At 56.0% G+C, this 16,310-nt stretch carries 19 protein-coding genes; 7 read left to right on the top strand and 12 right to left on the bottom strand.

The window, feature by feature from the left end; genetic code table 11:
- The 3 genes from CPJ18_RS08805 to CPJ18_RS08795 form a co-directional block, all read right to left on the bottom strand.
- On the bottom strand, window positions 1-1,152 hold the full coding sequence (locus CPJ18_RS08805) for a DUF2336 domain-containing protein (protein WP_153366754.1): 1,152 nt from the start codon (window positions 1,150-1,152) through the stop codon (window positions 1-3).
- 131 nt (window positions 1,153-1,283) lie between these two features.
- Window positions 1,284-1,892, bottom strand: a complete 609-nt coding sequence (locus CPJ18_RS08800) for a flavin reductase family protein (RefSeq protein ID WP_103657758.1) — start codon at window positions 1,890-1,892, stop codon at window positions 1,284-1,286.
- A complete protein-coding gene (locus tag CPJ18_RS08795; protein ID WP_103657757.1) occupies window positions 1,892-2,473 on the bottom strand; it encodes a nitroreductase family protein in 582 nt (193 codons plus the stop codon). Before CPJ18_RS08795 ends, CPJ18_RS08800 begins: the two co-directional genes overlap by 1 nt.
- Before the next feature lie 109 nt (window positions 2,474-2,582).
- Between CPJ18_RS08795 and CPJ18_RS08790 the strand changes: the two genes are divergently transcribed.
- Complete coding sequence (locus tag CPJ18_RS08790; protein ID WP_103657919.1) at window positions 2,583-3,563, top strand: hypothetical protein; 981 nt, start codon at window positions 2,583-2,585, stop codon at window positions 3,561-3,563.
- 12 nt (window positions 3,564-3,575) lie between these two features.
- Here the strand turns inward: CPJ18_RS08790 and CPJ18_RS08785 are convergent, their stop codons facing one another.
- The 5 genes from CPJ18_RS08785 to CPJ18_RS08765 all read right to left on the bottom strand — a co-directional run bounded on the left by CPJ18_RS08785 (window position 3,576) and on the right by CPJ18_RS08765 (window position 7,206).
- Window positions 3,576-3,887: a type II toxin-antitoxin system RelE/ParE family toxin gene (locus CPJ18_RS08785; RefSeq protein ID WP_103657756.1), complete on the bottom strand. Its 312-nt coding sequence runs from the start codon at window positions 3,885-3,887 to the stop codon at window positions 3,576-3,578.
- Window positions 3,887-4,147: a CopG family ribbon-helix-helix protein gene (locus tag CPJ18_RS08780; RefSeq protein ID WP_103657755.1), complete on the bottom strand. Its 261-nt coding sequence runs from the start codon at window positions 4,145-4,147 to the stop codon at window positions 3,887-3,889. Before CPJ18_RS08780 ends, CPJ18_RS08785 begins: the two co-directional genes overlap by 1 nt.
- A 127-nt stretch (window positions 4,148-4,274) precedes the next feature.
- Complete coding sequence (thrS, locus tag CPJ18_RS08775) at window positions 4,275-6,287, bottom strand: threonine--tRNA ligase (protein ID WP_103657754.1); 2,013 nt, start codon at window positions 6,285-6,287, stop codon at window positions 4,275-4,277.
- A 115-nt stretch (window positions 6,288-6,402) separates the two neighbouring features.
- Window positions 6,403-6,762 (bottom strand): membrane protein insertion efficiency factor YidD, encoded by a 360-nt coding sequence (yidD, locus tag CPJ18_RS08770; RefSeq protein WP_103657753.1) that lies wholly within the window; start codon window positions 6,760-6,762, stop codon window positions 6,403-6,405.
- Between the two features lie 3 nt (window positions 6,763-6,765).
- Window positions 6,766-7,206, bottom strand: coding sequence for an iron-sulfur cluster assembly scaffold protein (locus CPJ18_RS08765; protein ID WP_103657918.1), 441 nt, complete (start codon window positions 7,204-7,206; stop codon window positions 6,766-6,768).
- A 261-nt stretch (window positions 7,207-7,467) separates the two neighbouring features.
- Here CPJ18_RS08765 and folE point away from each other — a divergent pair, with 261 nt between their 5' ends.
- The 3 genes from folE to CPJ18_RS08750 all read left to right on the top strand — a co-directional run bounded on the left by folE (window position 7,468) and on the right by CPJ18_RS08750 (window position 9,736).
- Window positions 7,468-8,094: a GTP cyclohydrolase I FolE gene (gene folE / locus CPJ18_RS08760; protein WP_077101265.1), complete on the top strand. Its 627-nt coding sequence runs from the start codon at window positions 7,468-7,470 to the stop codon at window positions 8,092-8,094.
- Between the two features lie 125 nt (window positions 8,095-8,219).
- On the top strand, window positions 8,220-8,693 hold the full coding sequence (gene hisI / locus CPJ18_RS08755) for a phosphoribosyl-AMP cyclohydrolase (protein ID WP_103657917.1): 474 nt from the start codon (window positions 8,220-8,222) through the stop codon (window positions 8,691-8,693).
- Window positions 8,694-8,782: 89 nt separating this feature from the next.
- Window positions 8,783-9,736, top strand: a complete 954-nt coding sequence (locus CPJ18_RS08750; RefSeq protein ID WP_103657752.1) for a patatin-like phospholipase family protein — start codon at window positions 8,783-8,785, stop codon at window positions 9,734-9,736.
- A 12-nt stretch (window positions 9,737-9,748) separates the two neighbouring features.
- Here the strand turns inward: CPJ18_RS08750 and CPJ18_RS08745 are convergent, their stop codons facing one another.
- Both CPJ18_RS08745 and CPJ18_RS08740 read right to left on the bottom strand, forming a co-directional pair.
- Window positions 9,749-10,183, bottom strand: a complete 435-nt coding sequence (locus CPJ18_RS08745) for a CBS domain-containing protein (protein WP_103657916.1) — start codon at window positions 10,181-10,183, stop codon at window positions 9,749-9,751.
- A 157-nt stretch (window positions 10,184-10,340) separates the two neighbouring features.
- Window positions 10,341-11,090: a rhomboid family intramembrane serine protease gene (locus CPJ18_RS08740; protein WP_103657915.1), complete on the bottom strand. Its 750-nt coding sequence runs from the start codon at window positions 11,088-11,090 to the stop codon at window positions 10,341-10,343.
- 231 nt (window positions 11,091-11,321) lie between these two features.
- On the opposite strand from CPJ18_RS08740, the gene CPJ18_RS08735 reads away from it, so the two are divergent.
- The 3 genes from CPJ18_RS08735 (at window position 11,322) to CPJ18_RS08725 (ending at window position 13,755) form a co-directional block, all read left to right on the top strand.
- On the top strand, window positions 11,322-11,879 hold the full coding sequence (locus tag CPJ18_RS08735) for a PAS domain-containing protein (protein ID WP_103657751.1): 558 nt from the start codon (window positions 11,322-11,324) through the stop codon (window positions 11,877-11,879).
- A 93-nt stretch (window positions 11,880-11,972) separates the two neighbouring features.
- Window positions 11,973-12,584 carry a PilZ domain-containing protein gene (locus CPJ18_RS08730; protein ID WP_077117113.1) on the top strand — a complete coding sequence of 204 codons (612 nt, stop codon included), beginning with the start codon at window positions 11,973-11,975 and terminating at the stop codon, window positions 12,582-12,584.
- A 562-nt stretch (window positions 12,585-13,146) separates the two neighbouring features.
- Complete coding sequence (locus CPJ18_RS08725) at window positions 13,147-13,755, top strand: transglutaminase-like cysteine peptidase (protein WP_103657750.1); 609 nt, start codon at window positions 13,147-13,149, stop codon at window positions 13,753-13,755.
- 117 nt (window positions 13,756-13,872) lie between these two features.
- On the opposite strand, the gene CPJ18_RS08720 is transcribed toward CPJ18_RS08725, so the two are convergent.
- Both CPJ18_RS08720 and CPJ18_RS08715 read right to left on the bottom strand, forming a co-directional pair.
- Window positions 13,873-14,307, bottom strand: a complete 435-nt coding sequence (locus tag CPJ18_RS08720; protein WP_103657914.1) for a DUF1489 family protein — start codon at window positions 14,305-14,307, stop codon at window positions 13,873-13,875.
- Between the two features lie 55 nt (window positions 14,308-14,362).
- Window positions 14,363-15,766 (bottom strand): L-serine ammonia-lyase, encoded by a 1,404-nt coding sequence (locus CPJ18_RS08715; protein ID WP_103657749.1) that lies wholly within the window; start codon window positions 15,764-15,766, stop codon window positions 14,363-14,365.
- Window positions 15,767-16,310 lie beyond the last annotated feature (544 nt).

Raw genomic sequence — 16,310 nt, 5'->3', positions numbered from 1 at the left:
TTATGCGGCTTCCTCGACCAGATCGATTGCCAGAGAACGCGCACGCTGCCGCTGCTGGGTAATCTGCAACTTCTCGACCATATGCAGAAGCTCACGCATCGTGGCGTCACCATCCACATGCGCAAACTTGGCCAGCAGTCCCGACGACAGGTCTGCGACGGGATTGGCATAAGGTGCGTCGGATGCGTTGCGCCACAACAGCGTCGCCTCCATGAAAATGTCGAGCACCGCACCGAACAGACCGGTTGAGTGATAGAGAGCTTTCAGCGCGTGGTGCCGCCCAGTGGCGAGAATGGAGCGGACTTGCCTCTCCTCCAGTCCCGACAGGTTGGAGATGGCCTGCGCAAAGAAATCCAGCTTGCCCGAGCAAAGCGTGTTCATCAGAAAAGCGGGTGTCAGCCCGCCGCCGGCACGCAAATGTTCGACCAGCATGGGTGTGGCTTCGCTCGTCGCGTCCCCGGCAATCAGTACCGTTGCGGTTTCGGAGGCATCACGAATGACGCCAAGTGCACGATGCGGTGTCATGGCGTAACAAACCAGATCGGATGCTGCCAAGGCCGCACCGATATGCCCGACGAGAGCGTAGCGAACATCGGCTGGCAGGTCATCGCGCCGCAGCAACAGGTCGCGAATCTCGGCTTCCTGTGCATGACGTTCGGCGATACGGCGCAACGTGAAAGGCGTTATGCAGGCGCTGCGGTTCTCCAGAAGAACGGAGAGTTCAAGAAGCTCACCAATCTCGGAAAGGGCAGCGCAAGCGCCAGCCTCCAGATAAGGACGGGCCGCAATCATCGCCCGCGTGATGGGGGTGCCGTTGCCCACGAGATCGACCAGATCCGTGTCTCGCAGCACCGGCGAATGGATGATGACGAGACAGGCGATTTCAGGCTGATCCTGAGCCAGAGAGAAAATGATATGCCGCGGTGCTTCGTCTGAATATGCCAGCGCTTCCGCCAGAGCGAGCCGCACCTTGGGTGAAGGATCATCCAGCAGATACGTCATCGCGTCATGCGCGCTGTCATACCGATCCAGAGGCAGCGAGGATTGCAAGTAGGCTTTGGCAAGCGTGGTGGCTGCCTTCGACCTGTCGGTCGACCCGGCTTTTTCAGACCAACGAAAAAATGCTTTTACGATCACCCTGCGCCCCACCAATAGACAATGCCGACTGTTTCAGCGGAATCGATTCGAACACGAATCTGGACCCTGCCAACTGAAGCGACACTAGGAGCAAAAGGTTTACGTTTGGTTCACCATATAAATTAACCGGTTGAAGATGGGTGTCGTCAGCGCCCACCCGGCCGGACAAGCTGGAAGACGTCCGCACCGCCGTCGCAATAGTCCATGTAACCCATGCGGGCGACGGGCCGTGCGCGACCCATGTCGATGCGGCCATTTTCGATCACCGCCTCGTTGATATGAATACCAACGACCTGCCCGAAAACCACCCAGGACTCGGATTCGGCACCGTTGACATCAATCGGTCGAATAATCTGCGTCACCTGGCACTCCAGAGCCGCGAAGGCTTCCGCGACATAGGGCGCATCCACAAGCTCGCACTGCTTGGCCGTCAAGCCAGCAATCTCGAATTCGTTCACGCCATACTCTACGGGAGCGGACGACGCGTTCATCTGCTCCACCAGGTTGCGGCTGACCAGATTTGCGGTGAAGACGCCGCTTTCCTCGACATTGCGCACACTGTGCTTATGGCCGCTGGACGAAAACATGATCAGTTTCGGCGTGTCTGAAACGGCGTTAAAGAACGAATAGGGCGCGAGGTTGAGCGAGCCGTCACCGCCCTTCGACCCTATCCAGCCAATCGGCCTGGGTGAAACAATGGCCTTGAACGGGTCGTGAGACAGGCCGTGACGATTGGTGTCGGTGCTATAAAACATCAGGCCTCACCGACCCACGTTACGACGTCTGCAAGTTCAGGACGCGGGCGCTCTATGGGCGGGAACGTTGTGGAACCGATGTGAATAAAGCCAGCGATTTTTTCGCCGGACTTCACACCCAGTTCCGGCCAGATGTCTTCATCGAAGGAGACCCACTCGGACAACCAGTTGGCGGCATATCCGTAGGCATTGGCAGCCATCAACATGTTGAGGCAAACAGCGCCGGCCGACATGATCTGTTCCCACTCCGGAATTTTGGCGTGAGGTGCTGCCGTGCTGACGACCGCTACAACAACAGGGGCGCGGGTGAAGCGGGTGCGCTCGACCTCCTGCTGGTCCGCACCAATATCCGGCGTCTTTTGGAGTGAGAGCTTCAACGCCGCCTCGCCCAACCGCTTGCGCTCCTCACCGCGATAAACGATGAAGCGCCAGGGAGCGAGCTTTCCATGGTCGGGTACACGGACTGTGAGACGTAGGATATCTTCAAGTTCGGCCTGATCAGGCCCCGGTTCTGCCAGTTGCAACGCCGGGGTGGAACGGCGAACCTTCAGGTAGTCGAGGAGCGTAATATTATCTTTCATCTCAGAACCGATCCATTCTCGTACATATGAAATTATGGGCCTTGAAATCGCCACCGCGTTGGGCTTGAAGTGGTGCCAGAAAAACAAGAAGTCAATCCGGTTGAGTAAAATGACATCCATCAAAATTGCGGCAGGCCTTTCCATGGCGCTCGTTTCGGCCGCGCTTCCGCATGGTGTCGCGTTTTCGCAAGACGCATTCAAGGATTTCAAACAACTGGGCGGCACGCCAAAGATGCCGAAGCTGAACGCGTTCACTGCTCCTTCCGCACCTGACACCGAGACAACCACGTCACGCGATATCGTCATGGAAGCAAAGTTGACCAATGACGGCCAGCCGATGATGGAGGGACTGGCCTGGCGCGTGTTCAGCCCTATGCCTGGCCCTGATGGAAAACTGCCCATGCTGGCCAGCTCCGATGGTGGCTCAGCCGAGTTTCATTTGTCTCCCGGCGACTATTTCGTCAATGTATCCTTCGGTCGCGCAGGCGTAACGAAAAAGCTCAACATCCCCACCAGCGGCAAGATCGAAAAGCAGGTCCTGATCCTCGACGCAGGCGGCTTCGTGTTGAATGCCGTGGCCGGGACCGACAAACGCATTTCGCCCAACCAGCTCAAATTTTCAGTCTATTCTTCCGACACGCAGGAAGATGGCGAGCGCCGTCTGGTCATGTCGGACGTCAAGCCCAACACCGTCATTCGCCTCAACGCAGGCACCTACCACGTCGTATCCGAATATGGCGGCATCAATGCCGTCGTGCGCGCGGATATTCAGGTGGAAGCGGGCAAACTGACGGAAGCGACGCTCCAGCACCACGCCGCTCAGGTCACGCTGAAACTCGTATCCGAACATGGCGGCGAAGCCATTGCCGATACCGCATGGTCGGTGCTCACAGGCTCCGGCGACATCGTCAACGAAAGCGTCAGCGCCTTCTCCACCATGGTCCTGGCCGACGGCGAATATACCGCCATCGCCCGCAACAAGGACAAAGTCTATCAACGCACGTTCAAAGTGGCCGCCGGTAGCGACTCAGACGTGGAAGTGCTGATGAAGGACCAAGCCCCGGAAGAGACGACCGGCGATTTTGAGTGATGCCGGTCACATCTATTCGAAATCTTCGTCCGGCTCCTGTGTAGGAGTCAGAGGTCGCATCCGGCCGTGTCTTATTGCAACAATCTCAATGACATCGGCTTTTCGCGTATAGTCCATCAAGTAGTCACCGAACACCCACGTCTTGTATCCGGGAACGGGAAGCTCTTCGCTTTCCTTGCCCATGTCTGGAAAGGTTTCCAGATTGCGCCGCGCATCGATAAAGGCGTTCGTAAAGCGCGTTGCAGCAGCGAGACTTCTGCTTTTTAGGTACTGAACTTCGTTTCGCAGATATGTCGCTGCCGAACGCGAAATAATGACGCGCATCAGGCAGCCTTTTCGGACGAAGCTCTTTTCAAATCAGCGATGACATCATCGACGTTCTCATGATCGCCATCATCGATTTCTTGCCGCCCCAGCCTGACAGCAAGAATGTCGGCACCTTCGTTCAACAGATACGTTTTAAGCGCTCGGACGATGATCCAGCTCCGAGACCGCTCGGTCGTTTCAGCTATGGCTTCAATTTCCGCCAAAACTTCCTGCGGAATGCGCAGGGTGATGGGATTGGAAAGAGCTTGCTTTGTCATTCAATCCTCCTGAAATCTGTATTTCATTGTAATACAAATCAAGCTTATGGACCATAAAAAAACACCCCCGGAACTTGGTTCCGAGGGTGACTGATTAGCATACCGATTTCGAGACCGTAGGTAGACGTTACGCAGCTTTCGCCTTGGCAGCCTTCGCCGCACGCTTGCGTTTCACATCCGGTGGTGTTGCCTCATCCATCAAGTTCGCAATCGCCTCATCAAGCGCATAGGATGTCTGGGCCTGAGACCCCAAGCGGCGGATGTTGACGGTGCGTTCTTCGGCTTCTTTCTTTCCGCAAACGATGATGACCGGGACCTTGGTGACCGAGTGTTCGCGGACCTTGTAGTTGATCTTCTCGTTGCGGAAATCGGTTTCGACCGACAGGCCCGCATCGCGCAGAGCTTCGGCGACTTCACGACCGTAATCGTCAGCATCAGAGGTAATCGTCGCGACGACGACCTGCTGAGGTGCGAACCACAGCGGCATGTGACCAGCGAAGTTCTCGATGAGAATGCCGAGGAAGCGCTCCATCGAGCCGCAGATGGCGCGGTGGATCATGACCGGCTGGCGCTTTTCGGAGGCCTGATCGATGTAGAAAGCACCGAAGCGTTCCGGCAGGTTGAAGTCTACCTGCGTGGTACCGCACTGCCATTCGCGGCCAATGGCGTCTTTCAGCGTGTATTCGAACTTCGGACCGTAGAACGCGCCTTCGCCCGGCAAAATGTCGGTCTTGATGCGGCCTTCGGACTTTTCTTCGATGGATTTCAGAACATCGGTCATGACGCTTTCAGCGCGATCCCAAACGTCGTCGGAACCGACGCGCTTTTCTGGGCGTGTGGACAGCTTGACGACAATTTCCTCGAAGCCGAAGTCCTTGTAGACCGACAGAATGAGGTCGTTGATGCGCAGGCATTCCGCCGCCATCTGTTCTTCGGTGCAGAACACGTGCGCGTCGTCCTGCGTGAAGCCGCGAACGCGCATCAGGCCGTGCAGCGCGCCGGATGCTTCGTAACGGTGAACGTTACCAAATTCCGCAAGGCGAACAGGCAGTTCTCGGTAAGACTTCAATCCGTGCTTGAAGATTTGAACATGGCCGGGGCAGTTCATAGGCTTAAGCGCGAAGACGCGGTTATCCGCTTCCTCGTCTTTCGGATGGGTGAAGGCGTAGGCCGATTTTACGGCGAACATGTTTTCCTGGTACCAGCCCCAGTGACCGGAGGTTTCCCACAGCGAAGCGTCCAGCACCTGCGGCGCGTTGACTTCCTGATAGGTGCCTTCGAGGTTGCGGCGCATATAGGCCGTCAAAGTCTGGAACATGCGCCAGCCCTTGCCGTGCCAGAACACGACGCCTGGACCTTCTTCCTGAAAATGGAACAGGTCCATTTCGCGGCCCAAACGACGGTGATCGCGCTTTTCGGCTTCGGCGAGAATGTGGAGATACTGATCCAGCTCTTCCTGTGTCGCCCATGCGGTACCGTAGATGCGTGTCAGCATCGGGTTGTTGCTATCGCCACGCCAATAGGCACCGGCCACCTTCATCAGCTTGAAAGCCGTGCCGATCTGTCCTGTGTTGGCCATGTGCGGGCCGCGGCAAAGGTCGAACCAGTCGCCCTGATAGTAAATCTTCAGGTCCTGACCTTCGGGAATGGCATCGATCAGTTCGATCTTGTAGTTCTCGCCCTTGGCAGCGAAGACTTCCTTGGCCTTTTCACGCGACCAGATTTCGCGTGTGAAAGGCTTAGAGCGACCGATGATCTCCTTCATCTTTTTTTCGATCTTCGGCAGATCTTCCGGTGTGAAGGGCTCGTTCTTTGCGAAGTCGTAATAAAAGCCGTTTTCGATGACGGGGCCGATCGTCACCTGTGTGCCGGGCCACAGTTCCTGCACGGCTTCGGCCATGACGTGAGCGGCGTCGTGGCGGATCAGTTCAAGCGCACGCTTGTCATCACGGGTGACGATCTCGATCTTGCCATCGATGATGGTGTCGGAAAGGTCGCGCACAGTGCCATCCAGCGCAATCGCGACGGCCTTCTTTGCAAGCGACTTGGAAATAGATTCGGCAACATCTCGCCCGGTCGTACCGGGGGCATACTGGCGAACGGAGCCATCGGGAAATGTAAGGGAAACGGCGTCAGACATTATAATTCTCCTGTCCAGTCCCGCCAACGAATGCGGGTGGTTTTCATGTATAGCGATAAGTAGGTGCTCACTTATTCAACGCGGCTTTTTAACCGCGTTCTACCGATGGGTAAAGTCAGTTTGCTTCTCGGGACTTCGACGCGCAAAAATACCGCCATGGCGTGTACCACTTCTGTTGCGATGCCAACCTCTCCGCCACAGGATCAAGCCCGCTGGTACCCCCCGGCCCGCACCGGGCGACGCGGAACAGGGTCAACCAACCCCCGGCCCAAAAGCCGTGCCGGGCAAAGGCCTCATAGCTATATTCGGAACAGGTCGGAATATGCCGGCAGGAATTGCCGATGAAGCCTGAAAATACCAACTGGTAGAGGCGAATGAAGCCCATGCCCAGCAAACGGCCCGGTGTCTTGCGAAACGGTCCTGACCAGTTTCGGGAACGTGCTGTTGTATGCTGGCAGTTCGGCTCGTTGCACACAGCTCAGGCCGGAACGCGCTGATCTGCCTCGATCTGGTCGAGACAGTCGCAGATCGCATCGAAGGTCAGCATGGTGGAAGCATGGCGGGCCTTGTAGTCCTTGACGGGCTTCAGAACACGCATGTCCTCGAAACGACCATCCGGGCCTTCACCGCCCGCCGTCAACATTGCCAGCATATCGGTTCGCGCTTTGCGGACTTCATCGCTGGTCGCGCCGACAACATGATGGGCCATGATGGATGAAGAGGCCTGCCCCAGAGCGCAGGCGCGCACCTCATGCGAAAAATCCGTTACCACTCCGTCGCGCAGCTTGATGTAAACCTTGACCTTCGAGCCGCAGAGCTTCGAATGTTTCTGCGCGCTGGCATCCGCATCCGGAATATCGACCGTCAGGGGAATGTTGCCAGCGAACTCCAGAATGCGGTTGTTGTAAATGTCATCCATGTGATCGTCCATTTGCGCAGGATTGATTTTTCAAACACTGCGTCATCAGTGGTAAGGCTTTTCTGCGTGCCGTCATCATTATATGTTATGAGACACCAGCGTCATCAAGGTGCGGCGATTTTAATCATCGCACATCGAAAAAGCGATGACAGACTTGCCAAATTGCCTGAAAACAACCAGATAGCAGGCGCGGCATCTTTACAAGTCATGCCGTAACCAAGTTCAGGTGCGGCGTTTCAACCGCATCGGGAGACCTAAGAGATGGATGCAATCGTGAAGAATTTCCCCGGTGCAGGCACACCCAACGGTGCAGCAGACCTGCGCCCTACGCAGGCTGAAGCCGAAGATGCCGTGCGCGTTTTGCTACGCTGGGCGGGAGATGATCCCAACCGCGAAGGCCTGCTCGACACGCCAAAGCGCGTTGCGAAATCATACCGTGAACTGTTCAGCGGTTACGATCTCGACGCAAGTGACGTGCTGGGAACGACATTCGAGGAAGTCGGCGGTTACGACGACATCATTCTAGTACGCGACATCCCGTTCCATTCGCATTGCGAACACCACATGGTTCCGATCGTCGGCAAGGCGCATGTCGCCTACCTGCCGGCGGGTCGCGTGCTGGGGCTTTCCAAGATCGCTCGCGTCGTTGAAATTTACGGCCGTCGCTTGCAAACGCAGGAAACAATGACGGCGCAGATTGCGAACGCGATCGAAACGACGCTGAAGCCACGGGGCGTGGCCGTGCTGATCGACGCCGAACATATGTGCATGTCCATGCGCGGTGTACGCAAGCAGGGTTCGACGACGCTGACCACCAGCTTCACCGGTACATTCAAAGCCGAAGCCGCGCAGCAGGCCCGGTTCATGACCATGGTCTATAGCCGCTGATCCCAGCGCCAGCCTTATAGGGCGACGGCGGAAAACCGCCTCGCTTCCAGTGCTCCAAGTTTACTCATGCATCTGAATGTCCGAAGCCATTCGAGCTTTCGGACATTGCTGCAATGGAGGTCTCCATGTCGTCTACATTTCCCCCCGCCCCTGCGGATAAGGAAACACTGGAATCAGCGGGTTCGTTCTCGCCCAAGTTCGATGCACATGGCCTCGTCACCGCCGTTGTCACAGACATTAAGGACGGCGAATTGCTGATGGTGGCGCACATGAATGCGCAAGCACTGTCCTTGACGCTCGAAACCGGCATTGCGCATTACTATAGTCGCTCTCGGAATAAGATTTGGAAGAAGGGCGAAACGTCCGGCAATCTCCAGACCGTAAAGGAAATCCGCACGGACTGCGACCAGGACGCCGTTTGGCTGAAAGTCTCGGTGGCTGGCCACGATGCGACCTGCCATACGGGCCGACGCTCATGCTTTTATCGCACAGTCACGCTGGAAAACGGCAAGGCCGTAACCACGATTACGGATGATGTCAGGCATTTCGATCCTGCAAAAACCTATGGTTCGCCCGAAAATCTCCTCACAAAAGACTGATCTTTTTCGTCCTGTCTCCTTTCGCTACGAAATCATAGGATTTGCGCGGTATACTGGCACCTCGTGCATCTGCTTGGGAGTGGGAATAGATGTTGGGTTGGGGACTAAATCGGGAAAATCCGGCGGCAACGGCGAGTTTGGAAAAGATCGAGCAGCAAACTCCTGCCCAGACACCTCGAATTCCTGCAAACCGCATTGCGCTGGCACTCGGTGGCGGCGCGGCACGCGGGTGGGCGCATATCGGCGTTTTGCGGGCGCTAGATGAGGCTGGCGTCAAAATAGGCATGATCGCCGGCACATCAATCGGGGCGCTGGTGGGTGGCTGCTATCTCGCGGGCAAGCTGGACGAACTCGAGGAATTCGCGCGATCTCTAACGATGCGCCGCATCGCGGGTCTACTGGACCTGACGATTGGTGGCGGTGGGTTGTTTGGTGGCATGCGGTTGACCAAGCGCATGCAGGAACACCTCGTCGGCCTCAATATCGAAGACCTCGAACATCCGTTCATCGCAGTCGCGACAGAGCTTAAAACCGGTCATGAAGTGTGGGTGCATCAGGGCGATCTGATCACGGCCCTTCGCGCGTCTTACGCATTACCCGGCATTTTCGAACCGGTGCGCTGCAATGGACGGACGTTGATCGACGGTGCGCTGGTCAACCCTGTTCCGGTTTCCGTCTGCCGTGCCTACGAGCAGGCGCTGGTGGTGGCGGTGAACCTCAACTACGATATTTTCGGTCGCTCCGCCGTCGTCAAACACAGCGCCGGTGCTTGCAGCCAGGAAACCACCGTGAAGACGCCAGCAGAGTCATCATCGCGCATTGGACTGCCGGGCGTCATGGTGCAGGCATTCAACATTATTCAGGATAGAATTTCACGCGCCAAGCTCGCGGGCGATCCGCCCGATCTAACGTTGCACCCGCGCATCAACCACATTGGTCTTTCGGAATTTCACCGCGCTGCCGAATCGATAGAGCGCGGATACGAAGAAACGCGCTCCCGAATTCCGGAACTGCAACGCATGCAGCAGGTGTTTCAAACCTGAGAGCCGTAAGCCTTATCCAGCGATATAAGCCTTGATATGTTCGGCTTCCGCCTCGATTTCGCTGATGCGCGCTTTAACGACGTCACCGATGGAGATGATGCCAACCAGACGACCGCCTGCCTCCACCGGCAGATGTCGGAAACGACCGCCTGTCATCAGTTCCATCAGATCATCGGTGCTCGATCCCTCGTGACATCGGGTGACGTTCTTCGTCATGACGTCGGAAACCTTGGTCTGCAGAGCAGCGGAGGCATGGGCTGCGATGGCCTTGACCATGTCGCGTTCTGTGAAGATGCCGAGAATGGCACCGGCGTCATCGGTAACGACGACAGCACCGATGCGGTGTTCATGCAGGGTGATCGCGGCGTCTCCGAGCGACAGGTCCGGCCTGACGGTTACGACCTCACGGCCTTTGAGGTCGAGAAGTTCTTTCACAAATATCGCCATGTTTCCTCCTGTCCGGCTGATCTTTGAACCGCGCGCAATGTCTCCTCCACGGCGCAGGCGGTTCACTTACAAGCCGATGGTGCGCCACGAGCCTATGGAAAGCAATAAATTTCCGTGGGCTAAAAAGCTTCAATCGATTGAGAGAGACCGTAGGTACCTAAGCGCGCGGGATGATCTTGCGATCAAACAGGCCGAAGAACAGGAAACCGAGCAGGAACCCGAAAATATGGGCATCCCAGGCAACCTCACCGCCGACATCCCCCATAAGCGGAATTCCGAAAGCGATGAGCAGATTGCCGAACAGCCACATCAAAGTGAAGATGAGGACCGTGCGATTGGAAAGCGACTGAAGAATACCTTGCCTCGGCAGCAGGTGCCCAATGGACGGATGGTATCCGCCGCCATGTGCTGGAAAGACGAAGCGGCACGCCGCGCCCATCAGCGCCGACACAACACCGGATGCGCCGATCAGCACCGTGGCGTCCCCCCAGTGAAGGAATGTATGTCCGAAGGCGGCAACAGCGGCAGAGACACACCAGAGCAAAGTGAAACGCAATGTGCCTATTCGGCGCAGAACGGGAGCGCCAAACGCCATCAGCCACAGCCCGTTGAAAAGGATGTGCTCTATGCCACCGTGTAAAAACGAATATGTGATCGGGGTCCACAGCCACTCTAGTCCCTGCTGCGACAAGGGCATGGCGTAGCGCAGGGGAATGAAGCCGAAGGTGAAGATGAACCAGCCATAACCATCGTCGGACAACACGTAGGTCGAAACGACATGTACCGCGATCAACAGGCCGATAACGGCCACGAGAGCGCCAGGCAGGTTAAAAACCGGTGTTTTCTGACGGACCTCCGGCGGCGCTGGATCATTCGCCTGTGGTGTCTCACCCTGGTTGTCCGTCATTGGCCGATCTTCCTTCCCGTCGCGTCCGTATGTTCTCGTGCGAGCAATATAGTAACGCTGCCGGAAAAAGAAGCGCCGACGATACGTCACGGCTGCAACCAATAAAGGCTGCGAGGGATTGTGATGACCGAGCGCGTGGCATGAAAATCGCAAGGACATCTTCAGCACCGCAAATGAACGCGGCATCTGTTTCGAATTGGAACAGGTGCCCTGCGGGACGGAGACTATGTCATGAAGACGAATGCAAGCCTGGAGATTTACTCCTATTGGAACGAAATTCGGGGCAATCGCCCTGCACCGCTGCGTGGCGAGATCGATCCCTCGCAAATTCGCCATGTGCTGCCCGACCTGTTCGTTCTGACCGACCTGGGTGATGACGCTCCCGTGTTTCGTTTGACGGGAACGCGCCTCTATAATCTCTTCTGTCGCGAACTGCGCGACACGCCGTTTTCCATGATGTGGCAGCCGGAGGCCGCTTACGAAGCATGCCGCATCGCCAACGGCGTGTTTCAACATGAGAGGCCGGTTATCTTCGATCTTTGGGCCGAAAGCGCCAGCGGCCATACCGCCCAGGAATTTGAAATGCTGCTTCTGCCGCTGGAGGCCGAAGCACACTTCCCCTCTCGCCTGCTCGGCGCGCTCGTCTCCGACCCACCACTGGCAGATTTCGGCCAGCCGTTCAAACCTCTGGAGCTGACACGAAGCCGACTGCTGGAGGTGCCAGCTTCCCATACATTCGTTGAACCCCCGGCGTTTGATAGCGCTATCAACCGCTCCGTCTTTTTATGAGAATGAATGCGAATATTCGCAGGTTATTGCGGAACGGTCTGTTAACTCGACACATATAAAGGAGAATGATCATCCCTCTTTATTGTGCCGCCCATGTTCTCATCTCGATCAACCACTGTCGCCTTTGCAGCACGTACTGCGGAACCGAACCCTGTAGAGGTTGTGTCGGTGGGCTTGTCAGGTCGGTTGATGGTTCCTTCACAGGAAGAGTATGATTGCACCGCGAATGAAATGACGGCTGAGACCGCGCGCATCACGTGCTTCGTTCGCCCCAGAAACGGCGATCGCATCATTGCCTATCTTCAGCACATCGGTCGCATCGAAGGCATCGTCAAAGCACTGACGGCGGATGGCTTCACCATTGCCATCATGGCGACCGAACGCAAACGCGAAAAGCTGGCCGCGCAACTGGCATGGGTCGCCAAGCGTCAGGCTCTTGGCCTTCCGGAAGACCGCCGTCATGACCGCCTGACACCGCGCAACCCAATTGCCGATCTTCTGCTCAGCGATGGTAATATCGCCCAATGCCGCATCATCGACCTTTCGCTGTCGGGTGCTGCTGTCGAGATCGATGTTCGTCCGGCACTTGGCACAAATGTGCGGCTTGGCAACATGGCCGGTCGCATCGTCCGTCACTTCATGGAAGGCGTGGCGATCGAATTCGACTCTGTTCAGTCACGCGACGCGTTGATCGAGTTTCTCTGACACTCAAAATTTTCGCTCGACATAACCGGCAGCGCATAGCGTGAGCCGGTTTTTTTGTGCCCTAAACTGGCCCAGACCGAGGTTCACGCACAGTCCCTTCCTGAAACAGCACGTAAAAACCCGCAAACAACCTGTGCCATTGTGGGAAAACGAAAATATTTTCGAGAAAAAGCAGAAAAAACAGCCTCGAAATGACACAAATGCTACAATCAAAGATAGAAATTCACATCCTTTGATTGATTTCGATGCCTGAAAATCACATATGCGGCTACTGAAGTATAGTCAAAGAATAGTTTAAACGTGCCAATACCCCTCAAACTGGCACAGTACCATTAACCAGATCGCTCCATAAAGTTCAATTTTACAAAGACTTAGAGAGATTTAAAATTGAAAATTCTAACCGAAACGATAAAATTCTAATCAAATTTTCTTCAAATACAGATCAAAACTAATTCAAATAAAGCGCTGTTTTTCCTAAATTTAACATCGAATTTGAGCGCCGTTATTTGCGGGCGGTCAAAATATCGCTGGCATTCTTCTCCTCACAACGGGGAGACAAGAAATGAAAAAAATCAGCCGTTTCGGATTTTTGATCGCAACATTGATCGCAGGTGCATTTGCGGGACAAGCAGAAGCATCGCCAGCCGCAGCAATGCGCATCATGGGCAAGGCCAACCCACCAATTGGTCATTATGAATTCTGCCAGACGTATCAGAGCGAGTGCCAGCCGACATCTGCCGACAGAGGCCCGCTGAGACTGACGGAAGAAAACTGGAAGATGATCCTGGACGTGAACTACACGGTCAACACCACGATCACGCCAATGACAGATATGGAAATTTACGGCGTTGAAGAACGCTGGGCTTACCCGACGACCGTCGGCGATTGCGAAGATTATGTTCTGCTAAAGCGCAAGATGCTGATGAACAAGGGCATCTCCCCGTCTGACCTGCTGATAACGGTCGTTCTTCAGCCAAATGGCTCTGGCCACGCAGTTCTCACGGTCCGCACCGACCGCGGCGACTTCATTCTCGACAACCTGCGCAACAAGGTCATGGACTGGTCCGAGACGGAATATACCTACCTCAAGCGCCAGGACAGCACCAACCCAGGCCGCTGGGTCAAAATTCAGGATGGCCGCGCTGTAAACGCTGTCGCCGGTATCAAGTGATAAGTGAGGTGGGCGATTAGCCCACGCTCGACGCATGCTTATGGCCGGTCTAGTCACCCCGTTGGACCAGACCGTGCCAGAGCCGGTTCCGTTGCCCCGGACCGGCTCTTTTTTTGCCTATAGCAAACCGAGTTCAGCCAGTTCGCGCCGCAGATCGGAGGGCAGATCGTCGGACATGCCTGCCCCGCCTAAATCACGCGGGGCTTCCTCGGTTTTTAGGTAGCGCCAACCTTGAAATGGCCGCTTGGGCGCTGGCGAGGTCTCGATGACCTCCGGCCCAAGCACCAGATCGCAACGGCTGATACCGTCTTCCCCTTTGAACGAGCGGACATCCAGAAGTGTCTGGCGTGCCTGTACCTGGCCCTTGATCACCCAATAGAGCGAGCCGCCATCCAGCAGTTCCTCTGCGCGTTTGGGAAACATGCGGGTGGTGTGGACGCTATGCGGTTCGAGGCCCGCTGCAATTGCCGTAAGGGCGCGTCGGGAGACCCACTCACGCAAATCCTCGATGGAATCAGCGCCAACACAAAGCTTGATAAGATTTAGAGACATGCGGCCTATCAAGGCCGTTTGGGCTCTTGCGTCAAGCATTGATAAGTTGTGATGTTCAGCATTCCACCACATTAACGGCAAGGCCACCGGTGGAGGTTTCCTTGTATTTCTCGCTCATGTCATTGCCGGTCTGGCGCATGGTTTCGATGCAGGCATCCAGCGGCACGAAATGCTCGCCATCCCCCTTCAGCGCCAGCGATGCGGCAGTAACCGCCTTGACCGCGCCGAGGGCATTGCGCTCGATACAGGGAACCTGAACCAGCCCGGCGATAGGGTCGCAGGTCATGCCGAGATGATGCTCAAGCGCGATTTCAGCCGCATTCTCGATCTGGGCAGGCGAGCCGCCCATGACCGCAGCAAGCCCCGCAGCAGCCATGGCAGCAGCGGACCCCACCTCCCCCTGACAGCCGACTTCGGCACCGGAAATCGAAGCATTGTGTTTGATGATGCCGCCAATGGCCGCCGCCGTCAGGAGGAAGTCCCTGATGTCATCCACTGTTGCGTCGTCATGAAAATGGCGGAAGTAGCGAACAGTCGCTGGCACCACGCCCGCAGCGCCATTGGTGGGGGCCGTCACGACGCGACCGCCGGAGGCATTTTCCTCATTCACCGCCATGGCGTAGACGCTCAGCCAGTCATTTGCCAGCAGCGGATTGAGCCGGTTGCTGCGCCATTCGGCATTGAGCTTGTCATGAATGGAGCGCGCACGGCGCTTGACCTTGAGACCACCGGGCATGATGCCCTCGCCTTTCAGACCGCGTTCGATACAGCCATTCATCGCGTCCCAAATCTGGTCCAGCCGCTCGTCCAGTTCCTGACGGGAAATGACAGTCTCTTCATTGGCGCGCTTCATCTGCGCAATGGTGCGACCAGAACGCTCCGCCATCTCAAGCATCTGCTTGGCGCTGGCAAAGGGATAGGGAACCTTAGGCCCGTTATCGACCGTCTTGCCGCGCTGACGCATCGCTTCCAGCTCGGTGTCCGTCACCACGAAACCACCGCCGACTGAATAATAGATGCGTTTGAGCAGCATCCGGCCCTGCTTGTCGTAAGCAGAAAACGTCATGCCATTAGCGTGGCCCGGCAACGGGTTCTTCTTGTCGAAGATCAGATCTTCAGCAGGGCGAAAAACATAGGAAGGATGACCCGCCGGCGAAACCAGGCCGGTTGTTTCAACATCGGCAACGATGCGGTCCATCGCATCCGGGTCAACCAGATCGGGACGCTCCCCATTCAAACCCAGCACCACCGCACGTCCAGAGCCGTGACCGATGCCGGTAAAGGCCAGAGAACCGTGCAGGCTGACCTTGATGGAAGAGACGACAGCACCGGATGGTCGTGGCCAGTCGTCCGACAGAATTGTTTCCAAAAAGCGGTTTGCAGCCGACATCGGTCCCATCGTATGTGAACTGGAGGGTCCAATACCGATTTTGAACACATCGAAAACCGAAAGAAACATATCTGCCTGCCCTATGTATAGACGTATTGGGTCAGTCTATCTGAACCATCGTAACGTGTCATATCAAAATGGGCATGAAATGCACTGAGCGCGACATACGGGTGCCGCAAACGAAAACAGCACGGTTTCTGGGAGAAACCGTGCTGCGATATCTGAAAATTTAAGAGAGATTTTTACGGGCTACCAAAAACGTAGGTCAATGCGAGAAAAGCGGCAAAACCTGCAAGTGCGCGAAATGTTACGGCCCAGCAGGATTTCTGTGCGGTTTCGTCCATGATTACTCCAGCGTGTTACTCTCGGGCCGTTCATGCGTCGGCCAGTGGGTGAACCATTTATTAAAAACTTGTGACAAAGGCAAATGCAAAAAACGGCTAAAGCAAGGCGTATTTGCCGATCTGCCATTCACTCACTGCATAGGTACAATAAAAAACAAGGGCTTAGATGTCCATTTCGAAACAAGGTTCGCTCCGCACCCGTCTCAATTTGGACCAAAGTGTAAACACAGTCTGAATTCGTTCATCATGAGGCGTCGAGATGTGTATAA

The sequence above is a fragment of the Agrobacterium rosae genome, assembly GCF_002915175.1.
In the GTDB taxonomy this organism is placed as follows: Bacteria; Pseudomonadota; Alphaproteobacteria; order Rhizobiales; family Rhizobiaceae; genus Agrobacterium; species Agrobacterium rosae.
The sequence above is the reverse complement of the archived record's forward strand: the minus strand, read 5'-3'. Positions and strand labels throughout refer to the sequence as shown.